A 26,908-nucleotide genomic window follows, 5' to 3' on the forward strand; every position below is an offset into this window, starting at 1 on the left:
CTTGCCGGCGATGGGGGCGACACGGTCTCCCCGCGTCAGTGGAACTTTGAACTTCCCCCCGATTACTTCCCCATCGCCTGTCGGTACTGCCGCGTACGCCGCCCAATGTACAAACGGTCAAGGATCAGCGCCCAGACTGCCGAAACCTCAGGCCGGGGCTTGCGGCCACGGCTCAGGCGCTGGAGCTGGAATTTCACCACAGCCATGCTCGCCAATGCCGCCAGCGGTTTGCGTTTCCAGTGGATCGGCGGCAGTTGCGGATGGCTGTTCCGGCCTTCGCGCCAGTGTTTGACCAGCTGCGGTTCGAGGGCCAACGCCGTGCCGATGCCGGCCATGGCGATGCCGCTGTCGAGCACTTGTTCGACGATCGCCAAACGCCGAATCCCGCCGGTCACCATTACCGGCATACGCGCCACGCTCGCCAATTCGCCGGCCATTTCCAGAAAGTACGCTTCCCGCGCCAGGGTCCGGCCATCGCGTGCCTCGCCCTGCATGGCCGGTGCTTCGTAGCTGCCGCCCGACAACTCAAGCAAATCGATCGGTTGCTCGTTGAGCCACTGGATCACTTGGCGGGCATCGTCGGCGTCGAAGCCACCGCGCTGGAAGTCGGCCGAGTTGAGTTTTACCGAGACGCAGAATTTCGGTGATACGGCTTGGCGAACGGCGCTGATCACGTCGAGCAACAAGCGTGCGCGGTTCTCCAGCGAGCCGCCCCAGCGGTCGGTGCGGCGATTGGTCAATGGCGACAGGAACTGGCTGATCAGGTAACCGTGCGCCGCATGAATCTGCACGCCGGTGAAACCGGCCTTTTCGGCGAGGGCAGCGCTGGTGGCGAAGCGCGTGATTACCTCGGCGATATCGCCCTCGGACATCGGTTTGGGTTCGGCAAACATCTTGGAAAATGAACCGAGATCCAGCGCCACCGCCGAGGGCGCCCACGCTTGCTGGCCGAGGTTGGCCATGGTCTGGCGCCCCGGATGATTGAGCTGCATCCAGAATTGCGCGCCACCGGAGCGGCCAATCGTTGCCCATTGGCGAAAGCGTTCCATGTCGCGTTCATCTTCCAGCACCACGCCACCGGGGCCGGTCATGGCGCGGCGGTCGATCATCACATTGCCCGTCAGCAACAACCCGGTTTCGCCCCCGGCCCAGGCCTGGTACAAGCGAAACAGTGCATCGGACGGCGCCTGCCCGGTGTCGGCAAGGTTCTCTTCCATCGCCGCTTTGGCAATGCGATTGCCGATTGTCTGGCCGTTGGGCAAATTCAACGCTTGGAAGGGCGACATGCTTGACTCCTCATCAGTGAAGATCAGAGGCTAAGCTTAAAGCTAACTTTAATGTCAAGCAGGAAAACGAGACCGGGATGAAAATTGGTGAATCGGCTCTGGCGCCGTTCAAGCCTTCGCGCTGATGGCGGCAGCCGATGGGGCGGGAATCGGATTGCGCATCAGCGTGCCCACCACCAACGCCCCGAGCAATGCGAGTAATCCGGCGACCAACAACAAGAGACTGAAGCCGCCGACGAACGCCTGTCGGGCCAACGGTTCGACCACGCTGCGCGCGGCTTCCGGCAACAGCTCCAGCGCTGCCGGCATGTCACCGGCCACCACCCGTGACGCGATGCCTTGGGTCTGGGCGAGCCATTGCGCGCCTTGTGCCGACAAATCTGCGCGCAACAACTGTTCGGCATGGCTGGACAGCAACGCGCCGTACACGCCGATCGCCAGCACGATTGCACTGAAACGCATGGTGGTGCTCATGCCCGAGGCCATCCCGGTGCGCTCCCTGGGCACGCAGGCCATGATGTTTTTCTGCGTGTCGCCGTTGAGCAGCCCGGCCCCCGCGCCGGTGACGGCAATCGCCAGGGCAAAAGGCAGGTAACCGCCGCTGCTGACCGCCCAGGCACTGAGCAGATTGCCGCTGCCGACCAGGGTCAAACCGGTCGCCATCAACGTGGCCGGGGCAAATCGACTGGCCAGGCGCACGCCGATACGCGGGCAAATCAACATGGTCAGGGCAAACGGCAACATGCCCAACCCTGAGGCGATGGCCGAGAAACCCAGGCCGTTTTGCAGATAAAACGGCAGCAACGTCATCATCACCTGCGCGCAACCGGCGTAGGCAAACATCCCCAGCAGCGCGCCAATGAAGCGCGGATGTTTGAACAATTGCAGGTCGACCATCGGCCGCCGCTGCATCCGCTCGATCACGACGAACAACCCCAGTAACAGCGCGCCGCCGATCAGTCGGGCGTAAGTGGTGGGGTTGTTCCAGCCGATCCGGTTGGCCTCGATCAGACCCCAGATCAGGCACAACAAACTGCCACTGAACGCCAGGCTGCCCCACGGATCGAGGCGTGCGGATTGAGGGTCGCGGGATTCCGGCACCGCACGCCAGACCATGACCATCAGGAACAGGCCCACCGGTAAATTGAGGTAGAAGATCCAGCGCCAGCCAATGAATTCAGTGATTAAGCCACCAACGGTCGGCGCGGCGGTCATCGCCACGCCCATGCACGCGCCCCAGAACGCCCAGGCCTTGGCCCGTTCCACTTCATCGTGAAACGTATGGCCGATAGAGGCCAGGGCCGAGGTCAGCAGCAACGCCGCGCCGACCCCCTTGATCGCCCGTGCGATGTCGAGGAACAACGCGTTGGGCGCAGCGCCGCAACCGATGGACGCCAGAATAAAAATGCCCAGGCCGCAGAGCAGGGTTTTCTGCCGGCCGAAGCGGTCGGCGATGCTGCCCGCCGGCAGCAACAGGGCGGCGAAGGCGAGCATGTAGGCGCTGACCACCCATTCGATGTCAGCAAAATTTGCGCCCAGGTCCCGGGCGATCGTCGGCAGGGTGACGGCGACGATGTTGGTGTCGAGAACGATCAACGAACACACGCCAGAGGCGGTCAGCAATGTGAGGCGCGGATTGACGCGGCTCATGAGCGGATTGCCTTTTGCACAAGGCTGCTTTCTTTAACGGCGAAAAGGGGTTTGACGTACATGCTGTGGGCTCTCTACTGTGATTGCCGAATGAGCTTATCGCGACCGCTTGTGCGCTTCGTTAGCCGAAAACCGGCACTTCATTACCTTTGAGCTAATGCGTCCATGGACATACGGCATTTCCGCTACTTTCTGGCCGTTGCCCGGCAAGGCAACTTCACGCGTGCTGCCGAACAACTCGGTATCGCACCGCCGACCCTGACTCGACAGATCCAGGACATGGAGAACGAACTCGGCACGCGACTGTTCGTGCGCCAGACCCGTGAAGTCAGCCTGACCGAAGCCGGCGCCGCACTGCTGATTGAAGCCGAGGCGACGGTGCGGCAATTCGAGTACGCCCAACGCAACGCCCAGCGCGCCGGGCGAGGGGATATCGGTCATATCGAGCTGGGTTACGTGGCTTCTGCGGTGTACTCGGGCCTGCTGCAAAAGCAGGTGCAGGCGTTCAGCCGCGAATGCCCGGACGTCAGCCTCAACGTGCGCGAAAGCCCGATGGCGAGCTTGCCGGCGATGGTCCTCGAAGGCCGGTTCGATATCGGTTATGTGCGTTCACCCATGACGTTGCCCGAGGGGCTGGAAGCCATTCGCCTCGACGCGGAAGGTTTTGTGCTGGCGCTGTCGAGCGAGTCGTGGCTGTGCCGTTTGACCGAGATCGGCCCGGAGCATTTGCAGGGTGAGACGTTCATTCTGCCAGAGCAGATCAGCGGCACCTTGCAAGTCGCCGCCGAGGGCGGGTTTGCGCCGAAACTCGGGGCGCAACCCGGCGGGCTGGTGGCGGTGCTGGCGCTGGTGTCGCTGGGGCAGGGCGTGGCGGTGGTGCCGGAGTCGGTGGTCGGGCACGTCGGGTTGCCCGGTGTGGTTTACCGGTCGATCAAAGGGTGTGAGGCGAGCTCGTGGCTGTCGTTGGTTTATCGGCGGTTTGAGAAGTCAGCGGCGGTGGTGCGGTATATCGAACGGGTGAAAAACCGTTAAAAGATCGCAGCCTTCTACAGATTTTGTAATGATTTCTGGCTGTAGGAAAAGTCGCTTTCACCTGTACGCTCCAAGGCCTTTTTCCTTTCAGGACTTGCATGAACACCCTCTCGGAGCCCCCCAGTTATCCTTCCCTTCAGCGCCATCGTGCGCGCCTGATACACGCGAAACACCCGGTCTTTCGCCTTCCGAACACCCTTGTCATTGCAGCTCCACGGCCTCTGCGCCGCGCCTTGCCGTGCCCGGCATTCTGAATTCACTGAAGAGATCGAGACGTTTTTATGGAATGGATAGCTGACCCCACCGCGTGGCTGGGCCTGTTGACGTTGATCGTGCTGGAGCTGGTGCTCGGCATCGACAACCTGGTGTTTATCGCGATCCTGGCGGACAAACTTCCGCCCGAGCAGCGTGACCGTGCGCGAATCATCGGTTTGTCCCTGGCCTTGCTGATGCGCCTGGGCCTGCTGGCGAGTATTTCCTGGCTGGTGACCCTGACCCAGCCGCTGTTCGAGGTGTTCGAGCACAGTTTCTCCGGCCGTGACCTGATCATGTTGTTCGGTGGTGTGTTCCTGTTGTTCAAAGCGACGATGGAATTGCACGAGCGACTTGAAGGCCATGTTGGCCAGCGCTCGTCCAACACGGCTTACGCGCTGTTCTGGCCGATCGTCGCGCAGATCGTGGTGCTCGACGCGGTGTTCTCCCTCGACGCGGTGATTACCGCCGTGGGCATGGTCGATGAGCTGGCGGTCATGATGATCGCGGTGATCATCTCCATCGGCCTGATGATTGTCGCCAGCAAGCCGCTGACCCGTTTCGTCAACGCACACCCGACGGTGATCATGCTGTGTCTGGGCTTCCTGATGATGATCGGCTTCGCGCTGACCGCTGAAGGCCTGGGCTTCCATATTCCGAAGGGCTACCTGTACGCGGCCATTGGTTTTTCGATCCTGATCGAGTTGTTCAACCAGATCGCCCGGGCGCGCCGCAAAAAGTCCATGCAGGGCCTGCGACCGATGCGCGAGCGCACGGCCCATGCGGTTTTGCGTTTGCTGGGGGGGCGCAAACTGGCGGTGGAAGAGGTCGGCGAAGAGATTGCCGACATGCTCGACAACGGCGAGGCGCCGAGCGAAGAGCTGTTCGACCGTCGCGAGCGGGTGATGATCAGCGGCGTGCTGCAACTGGCCGAGCGCCCGATTCGCACGTTGATGACGGTCCGTGCCGACGTCGATCACATCGACCTGTCCGACGACGCAGAAGCCATTCGTACACGGCTGATGCATTCGTCCTACTCGCGCCTGCCGTTGATACGCGACGGTGCGGTGGATGAGCCGCTGGGCTTCGTGCACAAGAAGGAATTGCTCAAGGAATACCTGGCCGGCAACGAGCCGGACCTTGAGCATCTGGCGCGCAAGACCATCAACCTGCTGGACAGTTATTCGATCCTCAATGCCCTGGAACAGATGCGCCAGGCCTCGACGCACATCGCCTTTGTGGTCAATGAGTTCGGTGACTTCGTTGGCGTGCTGACCATGACCGACATTCTTGAATCGATTGCCGGCGAGTTGCCCGACGCCAGCGAAATCGAGGGGCCGGACGTGGTGGAAGAGCCGGGCGGGTTCAGGGTCAATGGTGCGTTGAACCTGATGCGGGTTCGCCAGCGTACCGGGTTCGCCGTAGAGCCGACCGAGGACTATCAGACCTTGGCGGGGCTGGTGATGAGCTTGCTGGATCGTCTGCCGATGATTGGCGACAGCCATGAGTGGGAAGGCTGGCGCATGACGGTGATGGCGGTTGAGGAACGGCGGGTGACGCGGGTGTTCCTGACGCGGATCGGCGGGTGATTATTCGCTGAGTTTGAGGGCCTCATCGCGGTGAGGCCCTCACATTCACCTCAACCCTTCGCGGATTGCTCTTCCAGCTGATCCGACTCAAACAGCTTCGCCAGTTCCGCCCTGGCTTCCTGTGCGGTCTGCAATACCTTCGCCGCATCGTCATACACCGCATGCTGCGCTTCCAGCACTTGCTCGTCGTGATGCTGGAAACGCTTGATCCGTGCATCGGCCTGCGCCTGGGTCAGGCCCAATCCCACCAGCGTGCGCCGGCTCATTTCCAGGCTCGAATAATAGGTTTCCCGAATCGCCTCGGCCCCCAGGTCCACCAACCGGTGCACATGCTGACGGTTACGGGCGCGGGCGATGATCTTGATGTGCGGATACAGCCGGTGCACGACCTCGGCGGTCTTGATGTTGGTGTCCGGGTCGTCGGTGGCGATGATGAAATATTCCGCCTGCTCGACCTTGGCCGCGCTGAGGATTTCCGGGCGCATCGGGTCGCCGTAGAACACCGGCACGCCGCCAAAGCTGCGCGACAGTTCGATGGTTTCCACCGAGGTGTCGAGGGCGACGAACTTGATGTTCTGCGCGCGCAGGATACGGGCGACGATCTGCCCCATCCGGCCCATGCCGGCAATCACCACACGCGGCTCGTCGGTGTCGATCTCGCGGAATTTCTCCGGCACCACCACCGGCTGCACCTTGGGGCTGACCAGTCGCGCGCAGATCAGCAACAACAACGGCGTCACCGCCATGGACAGGGTGATGGTCAGCACCAGCAGATCGTACAGGCGCGGTTCGAACAAACCCTGGTCGCGACCGATCTTGAACACCACAAACGCAAACTCACCGCCCGCCGCCAGTACGATACCGAGACGAATCGCACTGACCTTGCCCAAACCGCCAGCCAGTCGCCCCACGACAAACAGCAGCGGCAACTTGATGGCGATCAGCAGCAGGGTCAGGCCCAGCACCGTGATCGGTGCGCTGAGCAGCAGGCTGAGATTCGCGCCCATGCCGACGCTGATGAAAAACAGCCCCAGCAGCAGGCCCTTGAACGGCTCGATCTGCGCTTCCAGTTCGTGGCGGTATTCGGAATCCGCCAGCAGCAAACCGGCGAGGAACGCGCCCAGCGCCATCGATACGCCGACCAGATCCATCAGCCACGCCGTGCCGATCACCACCAGCAACGCGGTGGCGGTGGAAACCTCCGGCAGACCGGTGCGGGCGACCACGCGGAACACCGGCCGCAGCAGATACCGTCCGCCAATCACCACCACGGCGATGCTGCCCAAAACGCGCAAGCCGTGGTTCAAATCCTCAGTCGCGGTGGTGGTGTGATCGCCGCCCGCCAGCAACGGCACCATGGCGATCAGCGGGATCGCTGCGATGTCCTGGAACAGCAGAATCGCGAATGCCAGACGCCCATGGGGGCTGGTCAATTCCTTGCGTTCGGCCAGGCTTTGCAGGCCGAAGGCCGTCGAGGACAGTGCCAGGCCCAGCCCCAACACAATCGCACTGTTCAACGGCTGGCCAAACACGAACAGCGCCACCACGCCAATCACCGATCCGGTCAGCAGCACCTGCGCCAGACCGACGCCAAACACCGATTTGCGCATCACCCACAAGCGTCGCGGCGACAGCTCCAGGCCGATGATAAACAGCAGCAACACCACGCCGAGTTCGGAAATATGACTGACGCTTTGCGGATTGCCGATCAGCCCCAGTACCGACGGCCCGATGATCACCCCGGCAAACAGATAACCCAGCACCGCCCCGAGTTGCAGGCGCTTGGCTAAAGGAACGGTGAGCACCGCCGCGAACAGGAACACGACAGCGGCTTGCAACAGGTTGCCTTCATGGGGCATGGGGAAACTCCAGAACTCGGTACGGCGGGGGGTACAAGGATAAAGGCTGAGACGACGGGCGCAAGCCAGGCCTGCAATGATTGTATGGATGGCGCGTTGTTGCGTATTTCACCTGCAACAAAGCCGATGAACAGAAACCCCCAATGTTTATTCAGTTCCTTTTTAGTTGAGAACGAGGGATTTCAACGTGAGGAAAAATGCCGTCCCATTGCGCATCGATCCGCCGGATTCGCTCACTCAAATCAGGATGGGTTGCAAATAAACGATCCATTGCCGACGACACGCCAGTATTGAAATACAGGTGACTGAACTCACCCGCCCTGGCGGCCTTGATGTGCGAGCCTTGTGCATGACCGCCAATTTTTTTCAGTGCGCCGGCAATGCTTTGCGGATTTCGGGTGTACTGCACCGCTGTGGCATCGGCCAGAAATTCACGTTGCCGACTGACGGCGGCCTTGATCAGACTGCCAAAAAAACTCCCGGCGAATCCGGCTATACACAAAAAAATGCCGATCAGTACACCCGCCAGTTTCAGTCGTTGGTCACGGTGGTTGCTCTGACTCGCTTTGACCAATATCAGGCTGCCCGCCAGTCCGAGCACCAGCAGTCCGCTAATGATTGCCAGCATGTGCATGTTGAGGCGCATGTCCCCGTTGTAGATATGGCTGAACTCATGGGCAATCACGCCTTGCAGCTCTTCTCGCGTGAGCAGCGATATCGCACCCTGCGTCACGCCGATCACTGCATCTTCGGGGGTGAACCCGGCCGCGAAGGCGTTGATGCCCTCATCCGGTAACAGATAGACCGTCGGCACAGCGATGCCTGAGGCAAGCGCCATTTCCTCGACGATGTTGATCAGACGTTGCTCTTCGAGCGTTCGCCCGCCGTGATTGATCAGACGTCCGCCCAGTTTTTCTGCGATGACCTTGCCGCCGGCCCGGAGCTCTGCGTACTTGACCAGACTGCCCAGCAGAACAACGCCGATGATTAACGGCGCCACAACCCCGACGGCTTGCCAGTTGAGGGTCAATCTGCGGCTGCCGTCATTCGCATGGTCAAGACTGAATGCGAGGCAGGTTATGGTGATCAGGCTTAGCACCGACAGGATCATCAATAGGACGAGCAGCGCCGTTCGGTGTCTGGCCTGGCGCTGTTGCTCAAAAAAATTCATCGGACCATCCGTGGGCAAAGCGTTTTAGAAGGAAACCTGAGGTGCTTGTTGAATAGACGCGGTGTCGGGGAATTCCAGCGGGGTGGCATCGGCGGCATGGCCGAAGCGAGCGGCCAGTAGCACGGCGGGGAAGCTTTGTTTGAGATTGTTGTAGGTCAGCACCGCGTCGTTGAACACTTGGCGGGCGAAAGTCACTTTGTTTTCAGTGCTGCTGATTTCTTCACTGAGTTGCTGCATGGCCTGCAAAGCCTGGAGTTCCGGGTAGGCTTCCAGGGTGACATTCAGTCGCCCCATGGCGCTGCTGAGTACACCATCGGCCAGACTCAGTTGAGCCATATTTCGCGCGTCGCCCGGTTGAGCCTGGGCGGCCTTGAGCCCGGCCAGTGCGTTGTTGCGCGCGGCGATGACGGCCTCGAGCGTCTCGCGCTCATGGGTCAGATAACCTTTGGCAGTTGCTACCAGATTGGGGATCAGGTCATAACGGCGCTTGAGTTGCACCTCAACCTGCGCGAAGGCATTTGCTATTTCATTGCGGCGGGCGACCAGGCTATTGAAGAGCCCGATGACGTACAGAATGCCTAGAACCAGAACGGCCAAAATGACCAGCAAGACGATGCTGTTAGTGCTCATGGTGTGATGTCCTTGTTCACGGAAGGAGATTTTGCGCAGGATGTTAACGGAAAACCCAAGGCTTGACTGCTTTCGGCCAAGTCAGGTTGATCGTGCAGCTTCATGTCGGCCAGTGGCGCGTCAAAGCCTATTCGCTGTGAACCCGCACCGGGGGCTCGGTGCCCAACCGATACTGATTATTCCCGCTGCGCTTGGCCTCATACATCGCCAGGTCCGCAATATGAATCAACCGGTCCATGCTCGGCGCATGATCGGGGAACACCGCGACGCCCAGGCTGGTGCCGATGTGGCGCTGGTCGTTGCCGATGGTCACGGGGGGTGAGAGTTCGACGAAGATTTTCTGGCAGATGTTGCGGGCTTCGTCTTGCAAACTGCCGCCTTGCGGCAGGCCCTGGAGGATGACCACGAATTCGTCGCCACCGATGCGGGCGACGGTGTCGGTTGAGCGCAGGATTCGCTTCAGGCGCGTGGCGGTGGTGACGAGTACGCGGTCGCCGGCGGCATGGCCGTAACGGTCGTTGATGGCCTTGAAACCATTGAGGTCGACGAACACCAGCGCTACTCGGGTGGCGGTGATTCGGGCTTGTTCTAGCGCTTCGGACAAACGCTCTTCGAGCACCAACCGGTTGGGCAGGCCGGTCAACGGGTCGAAATGGGCCAGGTGCTGCAGGTAACTGGCGGAGGCTTTTTCCTCGGTGATGTCGCGGACCACGCCCATCATCTTGATCGTTTCATCGTGGTTGTTTTTCACCACGTTGCCGGTCTCGCGCAACCAGCGGATGGTGCCGTCGGGCCAGATGACCCGGTATTCCTCGTCATGGTTCTCGCCGGTTTCCAGGCAACGCAGCTCACCGGCCCGCACCCTGACCCGGTCGTCGGGATGCACGCAGGCGCAAAACAAGGCGTAGGAGGGCGTCACTTCGCCGATCTTGAAGCCGAACATGCCGTAAATCGCGTCCGACCAGTAGAGCCGATCGGTGTCGACATCCCAGTCCCAGGTGCCGATTCGGGCGAAATACTGGCTGCGTTTGAAGCGTTCGGCGTCGCTGTCCTGATGGATGTTTTGTCGTTCGGACAGGTGGGTGATGAGCACGCGATATTCGTCGAGCTGCTTTCGCAGCGAACGCTCGCGACAGATCAGCGCGATAATCAGGGCAAGCAGCAACGCGCAAATGGCTGCGCCGGTCCAGACATGAATCATGCAGAGGTTGCCGTCATGGCGTTTTGATTCCTAGGGTAGGTGCTGCATATCTTAGTTCACGCCTAGTGACAGAAACAGGCCGTATGGGTTGCCAATCGCGCACGTTTCTGGGAAAACGGCGCCGTTACGTCCAATTGGGCGAATGAACAATAGAGTGAACATGATGAATGATGAACTGCAGGTAATCGATCTTGAAGCGGGCGACGGCAAAGCTGCCGTCAAAGGTGCGCTGATCACCACCCAGTATCGTGGCTGGCTGGAAGACGGTAGCGAGTTCGATTCTTCCTACAGCCGGGGCAAACCTTTCCAGTGCGTGATCGGCACCGGACGTGTGATCAAAGGCTGGGATCAGGGGATCATGGGGATGCAGGTCGGTGGCAAGCGCAAATTGCTGGTGCCGGCACATTTGGGCTATGGCGAGCGCACGATGGGGGCGATCCCGCCGAACTCGAACCTGATTTTCGAGATTGAATTGCTGGAAGTTTTGACGCGGGATGATTGATTTGTTGGTTGTGGCCTGAAAACACAAACCTGTCATCCAGATTAGAGGTGATGGCAGGTTTTATGTTCTGCTGGGAGGATTTCCGGTTTTTATTTAGCGAGTCAGATGAAAGTTTCAATATCATCTAGCGTGTCAGCAACGGTCGCTTCAAGTGCCGGGAATTTTGTTTTCGCAGTATCGAGGGCGGGAAGCACTGCGTTCATATCCAATGTTCCGTGTCTGCGGGCTATATGACCGAGCGACGTGATAGCCGATGCCACGACTCGCTCGCTGCCACTGTCGAGATATTTCAAGCAAATGGTCTGGGCCCAAAATCTATCCTGCTCATTCAAGCCAATGGAAATCAGCGCGGTGACAATACTTGTTTCTAAGCCGGTATCAAGAAGACTGACCGCTTCGTCGTGGCTCATTGATGGATCTTGATAGAGAAGACTCACCTTTCAACCCCCAGAATATTTCCTTTGTTGTCGGCTTTTTTAGCCTTGATCAGAGCATTTTTCATATCTTGATGGAGTTTATCCCAAGGCCTGACATGGCCGTGGTAAATGTCCCCTCCCGTACGATCAAAGACGACAAATTCTTTGGTTTCTGGATCAACACCAATCCGACGTGCCGATGTAGGTTTTACCTGCACTGAGTTGTCGAGCGCTTCCTGTCCATTGGCGGGTCCCTTGCTTTTCACTGGGGTATCCGTTTTTCCATGGTAACTGGCTGCATCGAACTCCAGGGTTAAGACGATGTAAAGAGGCTTGATGCCAGAATCAGCCGGGAATACAAGAATGAAATCCTTATACTCAGGCGGGTAGATCGGATTAACGATGATGCTGTCTGCGGCTGGCGTAGGCGGATAAATCCAGATGTGCGGGACTTGTGGAGCACCTTCCAGCGGTGGGATTCCCGAATTGCTGGACGGGTCTACGGCAGGTGTCCATATCAGCGTTGTCCCGTTGCCAAAGTCAGCCACCTGTTGAGAGCCTTGAGCCACGAACTGCACGACGGGAATCATTTCCCAGTCGCTGCGCTTCTGGGTGTTGTACCCATAGCCCTTTAAAATTCCATCGGCCTGTTGTTCTACATGCAGGCGGACACGTGTACGACCTTCCTTGAGTGTCTTGAGCTGTTCCTCTGAGTATAGGGAACTGTCCCCAAGACTGGACGGCCAGAGCAGTGCAACGACGCCCGCTAACGCGCCGGCAGCAACACCAGCAGTTATTACCCCTGTACCACCGGCAACTGTGGTCCCGAAACCAGCCGTTCCAGCCCCGCCCAAGAGAAGCGTTCCAAGAGAGCCAGGTAACGCACTACCGCTGATTTTTTTGAGAGGAATGTTTCCTGCCGCGTCCCTTTCGCGACCACCCAGAAGAGAGAAGTTTCCGTAGTCAGCCAGTTTCTCGACAGGAACAAACCCCGCTGGGTTGTCGTGGTCGATTACTCCGTACGGGAGGTTGCAGCTTTTGGTGAACACGCAACCCTTAGTGGGTCGATTTTCCTGCAGAGGTTGCCTGACAATACGATCTTCGTAAGCCTGCTGGCGGGCCATCATGTCGTCATAAGATTTTTGTCTGGCATCCCGCTCCGCCAGTTCGGTTGCGGTCATATACCGGCTGGTGACGTGATGTCCGTCCCCTGAGGGTGGGTTTTGAATCCGTGGAATGTCTGTTTTGCGAGACATGAGCGTCCTTGTTACATCCTTTGAAAGCGATGCGGACGTTATCTCGTGAAGGCTATGCCTGGCTGTAGGACGGATCTGAAAACATGCCTGTTGTTACAAGATTGACTCAATTGATCTTTCCTGAACGGACGTAGTTGTTGGCAATGGTGCTGGGTGTTTTGTTCTTAGATGTTCGCGCGAAAACGATGTTGGTTGTCATGCCGCCATCGCCGGCAAGCCGGCTCCTACAAAGGGCGTTGTAGGAGCCGGCTTGCCGGCGATGAACGATAACGCGGTCGATCAGGCGTTCGGCGAATTGGGGCTAACCCTGAAACGTCTCCCGGTACGCATACAACCCCGGTGTCCCGCCCGTCATCACAAACAACACGTTGTCCCCGGCGCGAAAACGTTCTTGCTTGAGATCCGCCACCAGGCCGGCAAACGCCTTGCCGGAGTACACCGGGTCGATCAACAGACCTTCAGCGCGAGCCATCAACCGTACGGCGACTTGCATGGCTTCGGTAGGCAGACCGTAACCTTCGCCCAACTGACTGCCGTCAACGACGATCTCTTCGGGTCGTACGCTGGTATTGCCGCCGAGTAATGCCAGCGTATCCTGGGTCAATTTCAGGGTTCTGGCGGCTGACGATTCCCTATCTGACAACACCGAGTAAGACTTGACCATCGAGGCCCCTCGGTCCAGCAACTGGAAGCCTGCCGCGAGCCCGGCGTGGGTGCCGGCGCTGCCGTTGGGCACCACGACCTGATTGAAGAGCAGGCCGAGTGCCGTCTCCTGCTGCGTGATTTCTGCGGCACAACGCGCATAACCGAGACTGCCGAGGGGCGTTGAACCGCCCATGGGAATCACCAGCACCTTGTGCCCCGCGTCCCGAAGTTGCGCCGCGCGAGCCTCGGCCCGGGCGAGCGAGTCGGTGCCTCCCGCCAGCACTTGCAGTTGCGCGCCAAACAATTGGTCGAGCAGCACATTGCCGTTGAGTTCGTAATCCACATCAGTCTTGGGGACCGAGCGCGTCAGGATCAATTCGCAGGCGATGCCCAGGCGTGCGCAGGCTGCGGCGGTCAGGCGCGCATGGTTGGACTGCACGCCGCCGACAGTAATGACCGTATCAATGCCGGCCTGCTGCGCCGCACCGATATGGAATTCGAGTTTGCGCAGTTTGTTGCCGCCACCGCCCAGCAACATGTGATCGTCGCGTTTGAGAAACAGGCGAATTCCCCGCGCCCCCAGGCCCAACAGCTGTTCGAGGCGTTCGGCTCGTTGAATGGGCGTGGGGCCTTGCAGAAGGTCTGCTCGCGCAAATGCGCTCAGGGCTTTGTCCAGTTGGGTTTGCATCGATGGCGCCTCGCTGACGTTTATCAGAGTGACTCTAGGGAGAAAGTCACTCGCGATAAACGCATTGCCAGTCATTACACCCTTAACCTGATGTAACAAATGCGCCGGCATGCTCTTCACGAGAACAGCGGGATTCGGCCATTCAAGGAAGGGCGGTAGCGCCAGGTCAAGTGCTCCAGCGCGGGCTTCAAGGCCAGAATCTGCCTCAGCGTGGCGCTGGCGATACTCATGGCCAGCACCTGCCCCGGGCATTGATGACGACCGGCACCGAAGGTGAAACTGCGTCGCTGCGGGCGTTCAAGCATGAATGCATCAGGCTGCTCATTGAACTGCGGATCGCGATTGGCCGACGCCAGCATTACCAGGATCACATCGCCCGCATTGAAGTTCATACCCTCGATTTCACAGGATGCGGCGACGAAGCGACGGGTGTTCTGTACCGGCGGATCGAAGCGCTGGACTTCGGCCAACAGGTCGTCAATGTTGATCGAATCGTTCAGCCACTGCGGATGTCGAATCAACGCCAGTAACGCATTGCCGATCAGCCCGGCGGTGGCTTCATAGGTTTGGGAGAACAGGCCGATGAGGTTGGCAATCAGGGCTTCGCTGTCGGCGGAGGTTGCCGAAAACCGCTGGCGGATACCGGCAAGAAGGGCGCTTTGATTGTCCGGGTCGTCCAGCAACTCAATGAAATAACCGCGCAACTGTTCCGCCGCCGCATGGGCAGCGTCCAGTTGTGCCTGAGCGCTGAGGGGCGACAGGCACGCGACGAAATCCCCGGTCAGCTCGCTGATCACCCGAGCCTGTGCGGGCGAAAAACCCAGCAACGCCGCCACTACGCACACCGGGCCAAGAAACATTGCCTTGTGCAGCCCTTCGGCGTCGGGGCTGAGCAACCGCGCACCGACCAACGCATTGACTTCCTCCCCGTCAATAAGCGCCACCTCCGGCTGGATCGCCGATCTTGGGCAACGCTGGCGTTCGCCCTCGTTCATGCGCATCAACTGACTGAAGACCTTGCCGGCTATGCCACTGGCAATGGCCTTGGGCACTGGTTCGTGAGTCGGCCGCACGTGACAGTCAGGATGCGCCAGCACCGCCGCCACGGCTTTGGCGCTACTGGCCACCCACAGTTTCAGTCCCTGGTGAAAAACCAGTCCGCCTTGAGCGCGCAGTTGCGCGTAATAAGGATAAGGATCGGCATGAGTCGCAGCGATGATCGGGTCCATGGGTCGCAGCCTTGTTCGTGGTGGGAAAAGTGTTGCTACTATCTCCAGTCCGAAAAGGGCTTGATTCGTCCGGGAGCGAAATATGAACGCAGAACCACACGACCTCGGTGTTTCACAGGTGGCGGCGGCCATTGCCGAACCGGCCCGGACCAAAATGTTGTGTTCTTTGATGGACGGCCACGCCCGCACCAGCACCGAGTTGGCGGCGATTGCCGAAGTCAGCGCTTCCACTGCCAGCGCGCATCTGGCCAAACTCAAGGACCTGGCGCTGCTGCGTCTGCATGTTCAAGGGCGTCACCGCTATTACAGCCTCGCGGACAAACGCGTGGCCCAGGCGCTGGAAGCGTTGATGGTGATCGGCCAGAACACCGCGCCGACGTTCAACCCACGCACTCCGGACCGCCTGCAATTTGCCCGCACGTGCTACGACCACATGGCCGGCACGCTGGCGGTGTTGCTGCATGACCGGCTGCTGGAAAAAGGCTGGTTGCTGGAAACCGATGAACAGGCTTATCGGTTGAGTGACAGCGGCGAGGCGTTGTTCGAAGGGCTGGGCATTGAAGTCAACGACCTGACCACGCAGCGCCGACGGTTTGCCTGCCCGTGCCTGGACTGGAGCATGCGCCGCCCGCATCTGGGTGGTTCGTTGGGCGCGGCGTTGCTGCAAACGGCGATCAAGCGCAAATGGGTGACGCAGGATCTGGACAGCCGGGCGCTGACGTTGACCGCGTTGGGCCGCAAGGAAATCGGCGCCCGGTTTGACCTGAAGCAAAGTCTGCCCGTAGGCGAGCTGATTCCGGGATTGATCACCCAGGCCGGTCAGGTCAGCGGCATCAAGGGCAGGGTGGGCAAGCGGATCGCGCTGGCGAACGGAGTTCCTGACACGGACTCTCGGGAAACACAGAACCTGTAGGAGCCGGCTTGCTGGCGATGGACTCCAGTGCACCGCGGTGAACCAGTCAGTAAGCGTTATCGTTAACGACCATCGCCAGCAAGCCGGCTCCTACAGTTCTGAGGCGAATGGAATGTCTGGCTCATAAAAAAGCCCCCCATCGCCAAGACGATGGGGGGCTTGGATGCAGCAGAGGTCAGATCAAACCTTGACGATCCAGCCTGCTGGCGCTTCGATCTCACCGGTTTGCACGCCGGTCAGCTCTTTGTAGAGCTTCTGGGTGACCGGGCCGACTTCGGTTTCGCTGTGGAACACGTGCAGGTGGTCGTTGTAGCTGATGCCGCCGATCGGGGTGATCACGGCAGCCGTACCGCAAGCGCCGGCTTCCTTGAAGTCGGACAGCTTGTCGATGAACACGTCACCTTCAACCACTTCCAGGCCCAGACGTGTCTTGGCCAGTTCGATCAACGACAGACGGGTGATGCCCGGCAGCACCGACGGCGAGTTCGGGGTGACGAACTTGTTGTCGTGGGTGATCCCGAAGAAGTTGGCCGAACCGACTTCTTCGATTTTGGTGTGGGTCATCGGGTCCAGGTAGATGCAGTCGGCAAAATGCGCCTTCTTGGCCTGGGAACCAGGCATCAGACTGGCGGCGTAGTTGCCACCGACCTTGGCTGCGCCGGTGCCTTGTGGGGCGGCACGGTCGTAGCTGGAGATCAGGAAGTTGTGCGGGGTCAGGCCACCTTTGAAGTAAGCGCCAACCGGGATGCAGAAGATCGAGAAGATGAACTCGGGTGCGGTACGCACGCCGATGTTATCACCCACGCCGATCACGAACGGCCGCAGGTACAGCGCGCCGCCGGTGCCGTAAGGCGGGATGAAACGCTCGTTGGCGCGGACCACTTCCTTGCACGCTTCGATGAACTGCTCGGTCGACACATGCGGCATCAGCAGGCGGGCGCAGCTGCGCTGCATGCGGGCGGCGTTCTGGTCCGGGCGGAACAGGTTGATCGAACCGTCCTTGCAACGGTAGGCCTTCAGGCCTTCGAAGCATTGCTGGCCATAGTGAAGGGCAGTCGAGCCTTCGCTGATGTGCAGCACATTGTCTTCGGTCAGGGTGCCTTTGTCCCACTCGCCATTACGCCAGTGCGACAGATAGCGCTTGTCTGTCTTGATGTAATCAAAACCCAGCTTGTCCCAATTGATGCTTTCGTTACCCATGACACCCTCTATCACTTAACAACCGTCGAAACGGTTCAAGGCTTCTGACGTTTTTTGGATGGGGACAACAATACTTCATTCCGGGCCTAAATCGCAGCCCGGACTATCGGATGACAGACAGATAAATTGTGTTGGCCTCAAGAAATCGCTAGCAGGCTAGCTCCCACAGGAGAACGCATTCCAAAGTGGGAGCTAGCCTGCTAGCGATGGGGCCATCTCCGCCGCCATCCATTGTTCTGAATTACAGGTGCAACGCATGCCCCAACGCACGCAACGCCGCTTCCTGGACGGCTTCGCCCAAGGTCGGATGCGCATGGATGGTGCCGGCGATGTCTTCCAGTCGGGCGCCCATTTCCAGGCTTTGGCCAAACGCAGTCGACAATTCCGAAACACCCACGCCAACGGCCTGCCAGCCAACAATCACGTGATTGTCCCGACGAGCGACCACTCGCACGAAGCCACTTTTCGATTCCAGCGTCATCGCCCGGCCATTGGCCGCAAACGGGAAGCTTGAAACGATGCAGTCCAGGCCCGCTGTCTTGACCTCGTCCGGGGTCTTGCCGACCACCACCAGTTCCGGGTCGGTGAAGCACACGGCAGCGATAGCGGTAGGGTTGAACTCGCGGGTTTTACCGCTGATCAGCTCGGCCACCATCTCGCCCTGAGCCATGGCCCGGTGCGCAAGCATCGGTTCACCGCTGAGGTCGCCGATGGCGTAGACGTTGCGCATGCTGGTCTGGCAACGGTTGTCGATCTTGATCGCCGAGCCGTTCATGTCCAGATTCAGCGCTTCGAGGTTCCAGCCCTGGGTGTTGGGTTTGCGGCCAACGGCGACCAGTACCTGATCGGTTTCCAGGTTCAGGGTTTCGCCGTTCGGTTCGAGAACCTGCAACGTATTGTTATTAGAATCAAAGCCTTGGACGCTGTGCTTCAAGTAAAGCTTTACGCCGAGTTTTTTCAATTCATCATGAACAGGCTGGGTCAGTTCAGCGTCGTAGGCCGGCAGGATGCGATCTTGCGCCTCGACCACACTGACGTCGGCGCCGAGCTTGCGATAGGCAATCCCCAGTTCCAGACCGATGTAACCGCCACCGACCACCACCAGCCGTTTCGGTACCGATGTGGGTGCCAAGGCTTCGGTGGAGGAGATGATCGGCCCGCCAATCGGCAGCATCGGCAGGTTGACGCTTTTCGAACCGGTGGCCAGCACCAGGTGCTCGCACTGAATGCGCGTGTCGCCGACTTCTACGGTTTTACCATCGATAACTTTCGCAAAACCTTGAATAACCTGAATTTTGTTCTTTTTCAGCAACGCCGAAACGCCTGTGGTCAGGCGATCAACGATGCCGTCCTTCCACTCGACGCTTTTGCTGATATCGAGGGTCGGCGCCGACACGCTGATGCCCAGCGCAGAGTGCTGGCTGTGGTGCTGCGTCTGGTGGAACTGCTCGGCAACGTGGATCAGCGCCTTCGACGGAATGCAGCCGATGTTCAGGCAGGTACCGCCCAACGATTCGCCTTCCACCAGTATGGTCGAGATGCCCAGCTGACCGGCACGGATCGCCGTCACATAACCGCCAGGGCCGCCGCCGATGATCAGCAGCGTGGTGTTCAAAATCTGCATGCCTTACTCCACAAACAAGGTAGCGGGTTGTTCGAGCAAGCCACGAACGGCCTGGATGAATTGCGCCGCGTCCATGCCATCGACCACGCGGTGATCGAAGGAGCTGGAGAGGTTCATCATCTTGCGGATCACGATCTGGCCTTTGACCACCATTGGGCGTTCGACGATTTTGTTGACGCCGACGATCGCCACTTCCGGCAGGTTCAGCACCGGGGTGCTGACGATTCCACCCAACGCGCCGAGGCTGGTCAGGGTGATGCTCGAACCGGACAATTCATCGCGGCTGGCCTTGCCGTTACGCGCGGCGTTGGCCAAGCGGGAGATTTCGGCGGCGTTATCCCACAGGCTGCGGGCTTCGGCGTGACGCACCACGGGCACCATCAAACCGATGTCGGCTTGGGTGGCGATGCCCACATGCACCGCGCCGAGGCGGGTGATGACCTGGGCTTCGTCGTCGTAACGGGCGTTGATCTGCGGGAAGTCGCGCAGGGCGACGACCAGGGCGCGGACCAAAAATGGCAACAGGGTCAGCTTGCCACGGGTCGCACCGTGTTTTTCGTTCAGGTGCGCACGCAGTTCTTCCACGGCCGTGACGTCGATTTCTTCTACATAACTGAAGTGGGCGGCGCGCTGGGTGGCGTCCTGCATGCGCTGGGCGATCTTGCGGCGCATGCCGATCACCGGGATCTGTTCTTCGTCGTTGCGCTGAGCATAAGCGGCGGTGGCAGTCGTTGCATTCGACTGACCTTGCGCCAGATAGGCGTCCAGGTCTTCGTGCAGCACGCGACCGGCAGGGCCGGTGCCACGCACCAGGCGCAATTGAATGCCAAGGTCCAGCGCATGTTTACGCACGGCCGGGGAGGCCAGCGGACGCTCGTCGGCTTCGCGAGCCACCATCGGGCCCTGGCAGACGGCCGCTCGCGGCGCTGCGGCAGGAGCCGGTTTGGTTGCCACAACTGCTTCGACTTTGGGTGCCGGTGCTTCTTTCGCGGCGGCAACCGCAGGCTGGGCCGACTCTTTAACGTTGCCCGCGCCTTCGACTTCAATGCTGATCAGGATGCTGCCAACCGCCATGACTTCGCCGGGCACGCCGCCCAGCGCAATCACCTTGCCGTGCACCGGCGAAGGGATGTCGACCATCGCCTTGTCGGTCATGACATCGGCCAGCACCTGATCTTCGACGACCATGTCGCCGACTTTGACGTGCCATACCGACAGTTCAACTTCTGCAATGCCTTCACCAATGTCCGGCATTTTAATAACGTGCGTGCCCATTCAGACCTCCATAACCCGATGCAAAGCCGCGCCCACTCGGGACGGACCAGGGAAATACGCCCACTCTTGCGCGTGCGGGTAGGGGGTGTCCCAACCGGTGACGCGTTCGATCGGCGCTTCCAGGTAGTGGAAGCAATGCTCTTGCACCAGCGCAGCCAGTTCGGCACCGAAACCGCAGGTGCGGGTCGCTTCGTGAACGATCACGCAACGGCCGGTTTTCTTCACGGACTTGGTGATGGTTTCCAGGTCCAGCGGCCACAAGCTGCGCAGGTCGATGACTTCAGCGTCGATCCCGCTTTCTTCAGCGGCGACTTGCGACACATAAACGGTGGTGCCGTAAGTCAGGATGGTCACATCCTTGCCCGGGCGGGTGATGGCGGCGACGTCCAGCGGCACGGTGTAGTAACCGTCCGGGACTTGCGCGGCCGGGTGTTTCGACCATGGCGTGACCGGACGTTCGTGGTGACCATCGAACGGGCCGTTGTACAGGCGTTTTGGCTCCAGGAAGATCACCGGGTCATCGTTTTCGATGGAGGCAATCAGCAGGCCCTTGGCGTCGTAAGGGTTGGACGGCATCACCGTGCGCAAGCCGCAGACTTGGGTAAACATCGCCTCGATACTCTGGCTGTGCGTCTGGCCGCCGTAGATGCCGCCGCCGCATGGCATGCGCAGGGTCATCGGTGCGGTGAACTCGCCGGCCGAGCGATAACGCAGGCGGGCGGCTTCGGAAATGATCTGGTCCGATGCCGGGTACACGTAGTCGGCGAACTGGATTTCGGCCACCGGACGCAAACCGTAGGCGCCCATGCCCACGGCAACACCGACGATGCCGCTTTCGGAGATCGGCGCATCGAACACGCGGGAGGTGCCGTACTTGTTCTGCAAGCCTTCGGTGCAACGGAACACGCCACCGAAGTAGCCAACGTCCTGACCAAACACCACGACGTTGTCGTCACGTTCAAGCATCACATCCATGGCCGAGCGCAGGGCCTGGATCATGGTCATGGTGGTCGTGGTCATGGCGGTTTCCGGTTGAATATTGTTGTTGTGATCGTTCATGTCAGATCCCCAACTCTTGACGCTGGCGCTTCAAGTGCTCCGGCATCTCTTTGTAGACGTCTTCGAACATGGTCGCGGCGCTCGGAATCTGGCCGCCGGCGAGGGTGCCGTACTGCTCGGCTTCTTTCTGCGCGGCGATGACTTCGGCTTCCAGTTCGGCGCTGACGGCGACGTGTTCCTCTTCGGACCAGTGACCGATTTTCACCAGGTGCTGCTTCAGGCGCGCAATCGGGTCGCCCAACGGGAAGTGGCTCCAGTCGTCGGCAGGACGGTATTTGGACGGATCGTCGGAGGTCGAGTGCGGGCCGGCGCGGTAGGTGACCCATTCGATCATGGTCGGGCCAAGGTTGCGGCGGGCGCGCTCGGCAGCCCAGGCGGAAGCGGCATAGACCGCGTAGAAATCGTTACCGTCGACGCGCAGGGAGGCGATGCCGCAACCGACGCCACGACCGGCGAATGTAGTGGCTTCACCACCGGCAATCGCCTGGAAGGTGGAGATGGCCCATTGGTTGTTGACCACGTTGAGGATCACCGGCGCGCGGTACACGTGGGCGAAGGTCAGGGCGGTGTGGAAGTCCGACTCGGCAGTGGCGCCGTCGCCGATCCAGGCCGAGGCGATTTTGGTGTCGCCCTTGATCGCCGAGGCCATGCCCCAGCCGACAGCCTGGACGAATTGGGTGGCGAGGTTGCCGGAAATGGTGAAGAAACCGGCTTCCTTGACCGAGTACATGATCGGCAACTGACGGCCCTTGAGCGGATCGCGCTCGTTGGACAGCAACTGGCAGATCAGGTCCACCAGCGGCACTTCACGTGCCATCAGGATGCTTTGCTGGCGGTAGGTCGGGAAGCACATGTCGTCGATGTTCAAGGCCAGGGCCTGGGCGCTGCCGATGGCTTCTTCGCCAAGGCTTTGCATGTAGAACGACATTTTTTTCTGACGCTGGGCGACCACCATGCGGTTGTCGTAGATCCGCGTCTTGAGCATGGCGCGCATGCCTTTACGCAGGATCTCTACCGGTACGCCTTCGGCCCACGGGCCCAGGGCATTGCCCTGATCGTCGAGCACGCGAATCAGGCCGCGGGCCAGATCGGCCGTGTCGGCGGGTTCAACGTCGATTGGGGGTTTGCGCACCGTGCCGGCATCGGTCAGATGCAGGTAGGAGAAGTCGGTTTTACAGCCGGGACGGCCCGAGGGTTCAGGGACGTGCAGGCGCAGCGGTTCATACGCTTGGTTCATGGCTTCTACGCTCGATCTTGTGAATTTCTTGTAGTGAGCTGACCGTCATTCCACGTGTTATGGAAATCTTGTCCTACAAACATCATAGGCCCGGCGCAGGAGAATATTTATCTGTGTTTCGTTGCGTTGGTGGTCATTTGAGGTTAAAAAATCTGCATAAACAAAAATAACAGGTGGTTTTTTCTCATGCGCAAATTGGACCGTACCGATATCGGCATTCTCAACAGCCTTCAGGAGAACGCGCGCATCACCAACGCCGACCTCGCACGCTCGGTGAATCTGTCGCCGACACCGTGCTTCAACCGGGTCAAGGCGATGGAAGAATTGGGACTGATTCGCGAGCAAGTGACGCTGTTGGACGCCGACCTGTTGGGGCTGCATGTGAATGTGTTCATTCATGTCAGCCTGGAGAAACAGGTGGAGGAGGCGTTGCAGCATTTCGAAGAAGCGATCTCGGATCGTCCGGAAGTGATGGAGTGCTATTTGATGGCGGGTGATCCGGATTATCTGATCCGGGTGCTGGTGCCGACCATTCAGTCGCTGGAGCGTTTCATGATGGACTTCCTCACCAAAGTGCCCGGTGTGGCGAACATCCGCTCAAGCTTTGCGCTCAAGCAAGTGCGCTATAAAACCGCGCTGCCGCTGCCGGCGAATGGATTGACCCTGACCAATTGACCGCCCCCCAACACCACATAACTGTAGGAGCCGGCTTGCTGGCGATGGCGGCGCATCAGCCACCATCATTGTTGCCTGACACACCGCCATCGCCAGCAAGCTGGCTCCTACAGATTTTGTGGTGGGTTCGGGCTGGTGCGGCACCGCGCAATTGTGGGAGCCTGGCTTGCCAGCGATGGCGGTTTCGGGATCGCCATCGCCAGCAAGAGTCAGAGTTTGTTCAGGGGGATTTTCAGGTAGGTGACGCCGTTTTCCTCGGGCGGTGGCAAATTCCCGGCTCGTACGTTGACCTGAATCGCCGGCAACAACAGCGTCGGCATGCCCAGCCCCGCATCGCGCCGGGTGCGCATGGCGACGAATGCCGCTTCGTCGATGCCGTCATGGATGTGGATGTTGCTCTTGCGCTGCTCGCCCACTGTGGTCTGGCACTGGGGCTTGCGATTTTCAGGCGGATAGTCGTGGCAAACGTAAAGCCGCACGCTGGCCGGAAACGCCAGCAGCTTGTGGATCGAGGCGAACAATTGATTGGCATTCCCGCCGGGAAAGTCGCAGCGCGCAGTGCCGACATCCGGCATGAACAACGTATCGCCCACCAGAATGACGCTGCTGTCGATCAAATAGGCCATGTCCGCCGGCGTGTGACCGGGCACGTGCAGCGCCGTGGCCTTGAGGTTGCCGATCATGAACGATTCGTCGGGGGCGAACAGGTGATCGAACTGCGAACCGTCCACGGCAAATTCCGGTTCAAGGTTGAACAGGCCTTTGAACACGCCCTGCACCTTGCTGATCGACTGACCAATCGCAATCCTGCCGCCCAGCTCCCGACGCAGATAAGGCGCGGCAGACATATGATCGGCGTGGGCATGGGTTTCCAGCAGCCATTGCACCTGCAACTGATGTTCACCCACGAAAGCGATGATTTTATCGGCCTGGGTGGTGGCGGTGCGCCCGGCGGCCGGGTCGTAGTCGAGTACCGGGTCGACGATTGCACACTGACCGCCGTCGGCCTCGTAAACGACGTAACTGTAGGTCGATGAGGCGGGGTCGAGGAAGGCTTCAATCAAGGCGGGCATGGTGGCCGTTTCTTTTGGGACAGGTGTTCAGGGTAGTTTCATTTTCCCTGCGCTGACCAGCCCCGATCAATTCAATGCAGGAAAAAAGCTGCGCGGGCTCTATCCTGTCAGTCATCGATACCGGGCGTTCCCGGCTCTTCTCACGGATCACGAGCGTTTTATGTTGCTGGCAAGTTTTTTTGGTGTGGCCATGGGCCTGGTCCTCGGATTGACCGGTGCCGGTGGCGGCATTCTTGCGGTTCCGGCCCTGGTGCTGGGGTTGGGTTTGACCATGACACAAGCGGCCCCCGTTGCATTGTTTGCGGTGGGCAGTGCGGCGGCGGTCGGGGCCGTCGATGGGTTGCGCCATGGCCTGGTGCGTTATCGCGCAGCGTTGTTGATCGCCTTGCTGGGGGCGATTTTTTCCCCGGTCGGCATCTACTTTGCCCATCAACTGCCGGAAAAAATCCTGATGATTCTGTTCAGCCTGCTGATGGTCATGGTGGCCTGGCGGATGCTGCGCCGCGAGCGCCATGAAGAAGGGCCGAGCGACCACGGCCACGCCAACTGGGGTCAGAAAAACTGCATGCTCGATCAACAGACCGGGCGCTTTTCCTGGACCGCCAAATGCACCGCAACCCTGGCCGCACTTGGCGCGGTGACCGGCGTGGTCTCCGGGTTGCTCGGGGTCGGCGGCGGGTTTCTGATTGTCCCGGCGTTCAAGCAACTGACCGATGTGCAGATGCGCGGGATCGTCGCGACGTCCTTGATGGTCATCAGCCTGATTTCTGCCATCGGCGTGATTGGTGCATTTCATGCCGGGGTGCGGATCGATGGTCTGGGGGTGGCGTTCATTGTTGCGAGCGTCATCGGCATGATCGTTGGCCGACAGCTGTGCGCCCGAGTACCGGCCCGGGCCTTGCAGATCGGCTTCGCGAGCCTCTGCGTGGTGGTCGCGGCCTACATGCTGTTCAAGGCCGGCATCTAGGCGTCTTACACCTTAAGTTCCGGGCCCTCGTCGTGGCCCGGTCTTACACCGAACTTGCTGCACGCCACCGGCCACGCCAAAGCACTTCAAAACCACCCCCAAGGCAGCGTATGACGCCGCCGGTCCGCTTTCGATAATCGCCTCCGACATCCAGTCCCCCGCTGCGGAGCGCGTCATGCACAACAATAAGAATTTCAAGCACCGTTACTTGCCAGCCTTCATCGCCAGCCTGTCAGCCCTGGGTTTGAGCTCAATGGCCGAAGCCGAAATCATGCTGTACGACAAGGACCAGACCACGTTTTCCACCGATGGCTACATCAACGCCTTCTATGTGAACAGCGACGTCGACCGTGCCGGCGAGCAGTTCGACCGTCGGCAGGCGCGGGTGAAAATGGGCTTTTTGCCCAACTACCTGGGCTTCAACATGGGCAAGCAAGTCGATGACCTCAAGCTCGGCGCCCGGGCGTCGTTCTGGGTGACCATCAACGACAGCGAAACCAACGGCACCGACACCGCCATCGACGTGCGGCAGTTCTACGGCACGGTGGCCAACCCGGAATGGGGCGAAGTGCTGATCGGCAAGGACTTCGGTTTGTTTGCCCGTTCCAACATTCTGCTCGATGAGTTGCTGGCCGGTTACGGCCAGGTCAGCGACACGCTCGGGTTGGTGGATGGCGGCGGGGTGTCGTTCGGCAACATCGGCAGCGGCTATCCGTACCCGTTCCCGACGTCGCAGATTACTTACCGCACCCCGGTGATGGACGGCCTGCGAGTCGCGGTCGGGATCATGGACCCGGTGGACACCAACGACAGCAGCGCAACCGGCAAGGCCTATCAGGAAAACCCGCGCACCGAGAGCGAGATCACTTATCAGTTCGACCTCGCCGGGGCGAAGATTTACAGCTGGGTGAATGGCAGCTACCAGACTTCGGACAACACCGATTCCACGGTGCAGTCCGTCACCTCCAAAGGTTTGGGCTATGGCGTGCAGGCGAAAATGGGCGGTTTGTCATTAACCGGTTCCGGATTCCAGGCCAAGGGTATCAACCCGTTCTTCACCAACAACGCTGGCGAACCGACGTTGCGTAATGTCGACAGTGATGGCTACCTGTTGCAGGGCTCGTACAAGCTGGGCAAAAACCGCCTGGCCTTGTCCTACGGCAAGACCAAGGATGACGGCAACGGCGTGGTGGGCAGCGGCGCGGACTATGAGACTCGCGGCATTGCGCTGTTCCATGACGTCAACGACAACCTGAAACTGGTGGCCGAGTACAACCAGTTCGAAATCAATGGCCACCAAACCAGCGCGCAAAACGAAGACACCGACACCTTCGCGGTGGGGGCGGTGTTGACCTGGTAACCCCGCACGCTACGCAAATCCCCTGTAGGAGCCGGCTTGCCGGCGATGACGGTGTATCAGTCAACATCATTGTCGCCTGACAGTCCGCTATCGCCAGCAAGCTGGCTCCTACAGGTTTT

At 59.9% G+C, this 26,908-nt stretch carries 23 protein-coding genes; 7 read left to right on the forward strand and 16 right to left on the reverse strand.

The annotated features are described in order from the left end of the window. Positions 1 to 62 precede the first annotated feature (62 nt). Positions 63 to 1,286, reverse strand: a complete 1,224-nt coding sequence (locus tag IB246_RS27085; protein WP_008040054.1) for an NADH:flavin oxidoreductase/NADH oxidase family protein — start codon at positions 1,284 to 1,286, stop codon at positions 63 to 65. Between the two features lie 108 nt (positions 1,287 to 1,394). Beyond that, a complete protein-coding gene (locus IB246_RS27090; RefSeq protein ID WP_008040052.1) occupies positions 1,395 to 2,936 on the reverse strand; it encodes an MFS transporter in 1,542 nt (513 codons plus the stop codon). Positions 2,937 to 3,101: 165 nt separating this feature from the next. On the opposite strand from IB246_RS27090, the gene IB246_RS27095 reads away from it, so the two are divergent. Together IB246_RS27095 and IB246_RS27100 are read left to right on the forward strand one after the other, a co-directional pair. Beyond that, positions 3,102 to 3,968, forward strand: a complete 867-nt coding sequence (locus IB246_RS27095; RefSeq protein ID WP_008040050.1) for a LysR family transcriptional regulator — start codon at positions 3,102 to 3,104, stop codon at positions 3,966 to 3,968. Positions 3,969 to 4,249: 281 nt separating this feature from the next. Continuing rightward, positions 4,250 to 5,809: a TerC family protein gene (locus IB246_RS27100; RefSeq protein WP_008040048.1), complete on the forward strand. Its 1,560-nt coding sequence runs from the start codon at positions 4,250 to 4,252 to the stop codon at positions 5,807 to 5,809. Positions 5,810 to 5,859: 50 nt separating this feature from the next. Here IB246_RS27100 and IB246_RS27105 read toward each other — a convergent pair whose 3' ends face one another. The 4 genes from IB246_RS27105 to IB246_RS27120 form a co-directional block, all read right to left on the reverse strand. Next, positions 5,860 to 7,668: a monovalent cation:proton antiporter-2 (CPA2) family protein gene (locus tag IB246_RS27105; RefSeq protein ID WP_008040046.1), complete on the reverse strand. Its 1,809-nt coding sequence runs from the start codon at positions 7,666 to 7,668 to the stop codon at positions 5,860 to 5,862. A gap of 151 nt (positions 7,669 to 7,819) precedes the next feature. Next, complete coding sequence (locus tag IB246_RS27110; RefSeq protein ID WP_008040045.1) at positions 7,820 to 8,839, reverse strand: M48 family metallopeptidase; 1,020 nt, start codon at positions 8,837 to 8,839, stop codon at positions 7,820 to 7,822. 24 nt (positions 8,840 to 8,863) lie between these two features. Continuing rightward, on the reverse strand, positions 8,864 to 9,469 hold the full coding sequence (locus tag IB246_RS27115; protein WP_008040042.1) for a LemA family protein: 606 nt from the start codon (positions 9,467 to 9,469) through the stop codon (positions 8,864 to 8,866). A 127-nt stretch (positions 9,470 to 9,596) separates the two neighbouring features. Beyond that, positions 9,597 to 10,670, reverse strand: a complete 1,074-nt coding sequence (locus IB246_RS27120; protein WP_008040041.1) for a sensor domain-containing diguanylate cyclase — start codon at positions 10,668 to 10,670, stop codon at positions 9,597 to 9,599. 163 nt (positions 10,671 to 10,833) lie between these two features. Between IB246_RS27120 and IB246_RS27125 the strand changes: the two genes are divergently transcribed. Then, positions 10,834 to 11,172 (forward strand): FKBP-type peptidyl-prolyl cis-trans isomerase, encoded by a 339-nt coding sequence (locus IB246_RS27125; RefSeq protein WP_032832522.1) that lies wholly within the window; start codon positions 10,834 to 10,836, stop codon positions 11,170 to 11,172. Between the two features lie 101 nt (positions 11,173 to 11,273). On the opposite strand, the gene IB246_RS27130 is transcribed toward IB246_RS27125, so the two are convergent. From IB246_RS27130 to IB246_RS27145, 4 genes are all read right to left on the reverse strand, one after another. After that, entirely contained in the window at positions 11,274 to 11,582 is a 309-nt protein-coding gene (locus tag IB246_RS27130; RefSeq protein WP_219739876.1) for a hypothetical protein, read from the reverse strand. A 23-nt stretch (positions 11,583 to 11,605) separates the two neighbouring features. Further along, the gene (locus IB246_RS27135; RefSeq protein WP_008040039.1) at positions 11,606 to 12,844 is read right to left on the reverse strand and encodes an S-type pyocin domain-containing protein; all 1,239 of its coding nucleotides are present in this window, start codon (positions 12,842 to 12,844) and stop codon (positions 11,606 to 11,608) included. A 301-nt stretch (positions 12,845 to 13,145) separates the two neighbouring features. Beyond that, positions 13,146 to 14,177, reverse strand: coding sequence for a D-cysteine desulfhydrase family protein (locus IB246_RS27140; RefSeq protein ID WP_008040037.1), 1,032 nt, complete (start codon positions 14,175 to 14,177; stop codon positions 13,146 to 13,148). Positions 14,178 to 14,293: 116 nt separating this feature from the next. Beyond that, on the reverse strand, positions 14,294 to 15,406 hold the full coding sequence (locus IB246_RS27145) for a cytochrome P450 (protein ID WP_008040036.1): 1,113 nt from the start codon (positions 15,404 to 15,406) through the stop codon (positions 14,294 to 14,296). An 82-nt stretch (positions 15,407 to 15,488) separates the two neighbouring features. On the opposite strand from IB246_RS27145, the gene IB246_RS27150 reads away from it, so the two are divergent. Next, on the forward strand, positions 15,489 to 16,319 hold the full coding sequence (locus tag IB246_RS27150; RefSeq protein WP_008040035.1) for an ArsR/SmtB family transcription factor: 831 nt from the start codon (positions 15,489 to 15,491) through the stop codon (positions 16,317 to 16,319). Between the two features lie 180 nt (positions 16,320 to 16,499). Here the strand turns inward: IB246_RS27150 and IB246_RS27155 are convergent, their stop codons facing one another. The 5 genes from IB246_RS27155 to IB246_RS27175 form a co-directional block, all read right to left on the reverse strand. Next, positions 16,500 to 17,519 carry a branched-chain amino acid aminotransferase gene (locus IB246_RS27155; protein ID WP_008034076.1) on the reverse strand — a complete coding sequence of 340 codons (1,020 nt, stop codon included), beginning with the start codon at positions 17,517 to 17,519 and terminating at the stop codon, positions 16,500 to 16,502. A gap of 241 nt (positions 17,520 to 17,760) precedes the next feature. Beyond that, complete coding sequence (lpdA, locus tag IB246_RS27160; RefSeq protein WP_008040034.1) at positions 17,761 to 19,143, reverse strand: dihydrolipoyl dehydrogenase; 1,383 nt, start codon at positions 19,141 to 19,143, stop codon at positions 17,761 to 17,763. Positions 19,144 to 19,146: 3 nt separating this feature from the next. Beyond that, complete coding sequence (locus IB246_RS27165; RefSeq protein ID WP_008040033.1) at positions 19,147 to 20,418, reverse strand: dihydrolipoamide acetyltransferase family protein; 1,272 nt, start codon at positions 20,416 to 20,418, stop codon at positions 19,147 to 19,149. After that, the gene (locus IB246_RS27170; RefSeq protein ID WP_008040031.1) at positions 20,419 to 21,477 is read right to left on the reverse strand and encodes an alpha-ketoacid dehydrogenase subunit beta; all 1,059 of its coding nucleotides are present in this window, start codon (positions 21,475 to 21,477) and stop codon (positions 20,419 to 20,421) included. A 1-nt stretch (position 21,478) separates the two neighbouring features. Further along, positions 21,479 to 22,714 carry a 3-methyl-2-oxobutanoate dehydrogenase (2-methylpropanoyl-transferring) subunit alpha gene (locus IB246_RS27175; RefSeq protein ID WP_008034068.1) on the reverse strand — a complete coding sequence of 412 codons (1,236 nt, stop codon included), beginning with the start codon at positions 22,712 to 22,714 and terminating at the stop codon, positions 21,479 to 21,481. A gap of 186 nt (positions 22,715 to 22,900) precedes the next feature. Here IB246_RS27175 and bkdR point away from each other — a divergent pair, with 186 nt between their 5' ends. After that, entirely contained in the window at positions 22,901 to 23,389 is a 489-nt protein-coding gene (gene bkdR, locus IB246_RS27180; protein ID WP_008034067.1) for a Bkd operon transcriptional regulator BkdR, read from the forward strand. A 209-nt stretch (positions 23,390 to 23,598) separates the two neighbouring features. Here bkdR and IB246_RS27185 read toward each other — a convergent pair whose 3' ends face one another. Further along, positions 23,599 to 24,462, reverse strand: coding sequence for an MBL fold metallo-hydrolase (locus IB246_RS27185; protein WP_008040030.1), 864 nt, complete (start codon positions 24,460 to 24,462; stop codon positions 23,599 to 23,601). 160 nt (positions 24,463 to 24,622) lie between these two features. Here IB246_RS27185 and IB246_RS27190 point away from each other — a divergent pair, with 160 nt between their 5' ends. Next, the gene (locus IB246_RS27190; RefSeq protein ID WP_008034065.1) at positions 24,623 to 25,429 is read left to right on the forward strand and encodes a sulfite exporter TauE/SafE family protein; all 807 of its coding nucleotides are present in this window, start codon (positions 24,623 to 24,625) and stop codon (positions 25,427 to 25,429) included. 175 nt (positions 25,430 to 25,604) lie between these two features. Then, positions 25,605 to 26,789: a porin gene (locus IB246_RS27195; protein WP_008040029.1), complete on the forward strand. Its 1,185-nt coding sequence runs from the start codon at positions 25,605 to 25,607 to the stop codon at positions 26,787 to 26,789. Positions 26,790 to 26,908: the final 119 nt, after the last annotated feature.

Origin of the sequence: Pseudomonas sp. PDM01, from assembly GCF_014852325.1 — a bacterium.
GTDB classification, from domain to species: Bacteria; Pseudomonadota; Gammaproteobacteria; order Pseudomonadales; family Pseudomonadaceae; genus Aquipseudomonas; species Aquipseudomonas migulae.

What these genes read in the sequence shown, in the direction of transcription:
- IB246_RS27105 (WP_008040046.1), bottom strand. Translation starts at nt 7,668, where the DNA reads ATGCCCCATGAAGGCAACCTGTTGCAAGCCGCTGTCGTGTTCCTGTTC.
- IB246_RS27145 (WP_008040036.1), bottom strand. Translation starts at nt 15,406, where the DNA reads ATGGACCCGATCATCGCTGCGACTCATGCCGATCCTTATCCTTATTAC.
- IB246_RS27195 (WP_008040029.1), top strand. Translation starts at nt 25,605, where the DNA reads ATGCACAACAATAAGAATTTCAAGCACCGTTACTTGCCAGCCTTCATC.
- IB246_RS27095 (WP_008040050.1), top strand. Translation starts at nt 3,102, where the DNA reads ATGGACATACGGCATTTCCGCTACTTTCTGGCCGTTGCCCGGCAAGGC.
- IB246_RS27140 (WP_008040037.1), bottom strand. Translation starts at nt 14,177, where the DNA reads ATGCAAACCCAACTGGACAAAGCCCTGAGCGCATTTGCGCGAGCAGAC.
- IB246_RS27135 (WP_008040039.1), bottom strand. Translation starts at nt 12,844, where the DNA reads ATGTCTCGCAAAACAGACATTCCACGGATTCAAAACCCACCCTCAGGG.
- IB246_RS27190 (WP_008034065.1), top strand. Translation starts at nt 24,623, where the DNA reads ATGTTGCTGGCAAGTTTTTTTGGTGTGGCCATGGGCCTGGTCCTCGGA.
- IB246_RS27115 (WP_008040042.1), bottom strand. Translation starts at nt 9,469, where the DNA reads ATGAGCACTAACAGCATCGTCTTGCTGGTCATTTTGGCCGTTCTGGTT.
- IB246_RS27110 (WP_008040045.1), bottom strand. Translation starts at nt 8,839, where the DNA reads ATGAATTTTTTTGAGCAACAGCGCCAGGCCAGACACCGAACGGCGCTG.
- IB246_RS27165 (WP_008040033.1), bottom strand. Translation starts at nt 20,418, where the DNA reads ATGGGCACGCACGTTATTAAAATGCCGGACATTGGTGAAGGCATTGCA.
- IB246_RS27090 (WP_008040052.1), bottom strand. Translation starts at nt 2,936, where the DNA reads ATGAGCCGCGTCAATCCGCGCCTCACATTGCTGACCGCCTCTGGCGTG.
- IB246_RS27175 (WP_008034068.1), bottom strand. Translation starts at nt 22,714, where the DNA reads ATGAACCAAGCGTATGAACCGCTGCGCCTGCACGTCCCTGAACCCTCG.
- IB246_RS27150 (WP_008040035.1), top strand. Translation starts at nt 15,489, where the DNA reads ATGAACGCAGAACCACACGACCTCGGTGTTTCACAGGTGGCGGCGGCC.
- IB246_RS27185 (WP_008040030.1), bottom strand. Translation starts at nt 24,462, where the DNA reads ATGCCCGCCTTGATTGAAGCCTTCCTCGACCCCGCCTCATCGACCTAC.
- IB246_RS27125 (WP_032832522.1), top strand. Translation starts at nt 10,834, where the DNA reads ATGAATGATGAACTGCAGGTAATCGATCTTGAAGCGGGCGACGGCAAA.
- lpdA (WP_008040034.1), bottom strand. Translation starts at nt 19,143, where the DNA reads ATGCAGATTTTGAACACCACGCTGCTGATCATCGGCGGCGGCCCTGGC.
- IB246_RS27130 (WP_219739876.1), bottom strand. Translation starts at nt 11,582, where the DNA reads ATGAGCCACGACGAAGCGGTCAGTCTTCTTGATACCGGCTTAGAAACA.
- bkdR (WP_008034067.1), top strand. Translation starts at nt 22,901, where the DNA reads ATGCGCAAATTGGACCGTACCGATATCGGCATTCTCAACAGCCTTCAG.
- IB246_RS27100 (WP_008040048.1), top strand. Translation starts at nt 4,250, where the DNA reads ATGGAATGGATAGCTGACCCCACCGCGTGGCTGGGCCTGTTGACGTTG.
- IB246_RS27170 (WP_008040031.1), bottom strand. Translation starts at nt 21,477, where the DNA reads ATGAACGATCACAACAACAATATTCAACCGGAAACCGCCATGACCACG.
- IB246_RS27155 (WP_008034076.1), bottom strand. Translation starts at nt 17,519, where the DNA reads ATGGGTAACGAAAGCATCAATTGGGACAAGCTGGGTTTTGATTACATC.
- IB246_RS27085 (WP_008040054.1), bottom strand. Translation starts at nt 1,286, where the DNA reads ATGTCGCCCTTCCAAGCGTTGAATTTGCCCAACGGCCAGACAATCGGC.
- IB246_RS27120 (WP_008040041.1), bottom strand. Translation starts at nt 10,670, where the DNA reads ATGATTCATGTCTGGACCGGCGCAGCCATTTGCGCGTTGCTGCTTGCC.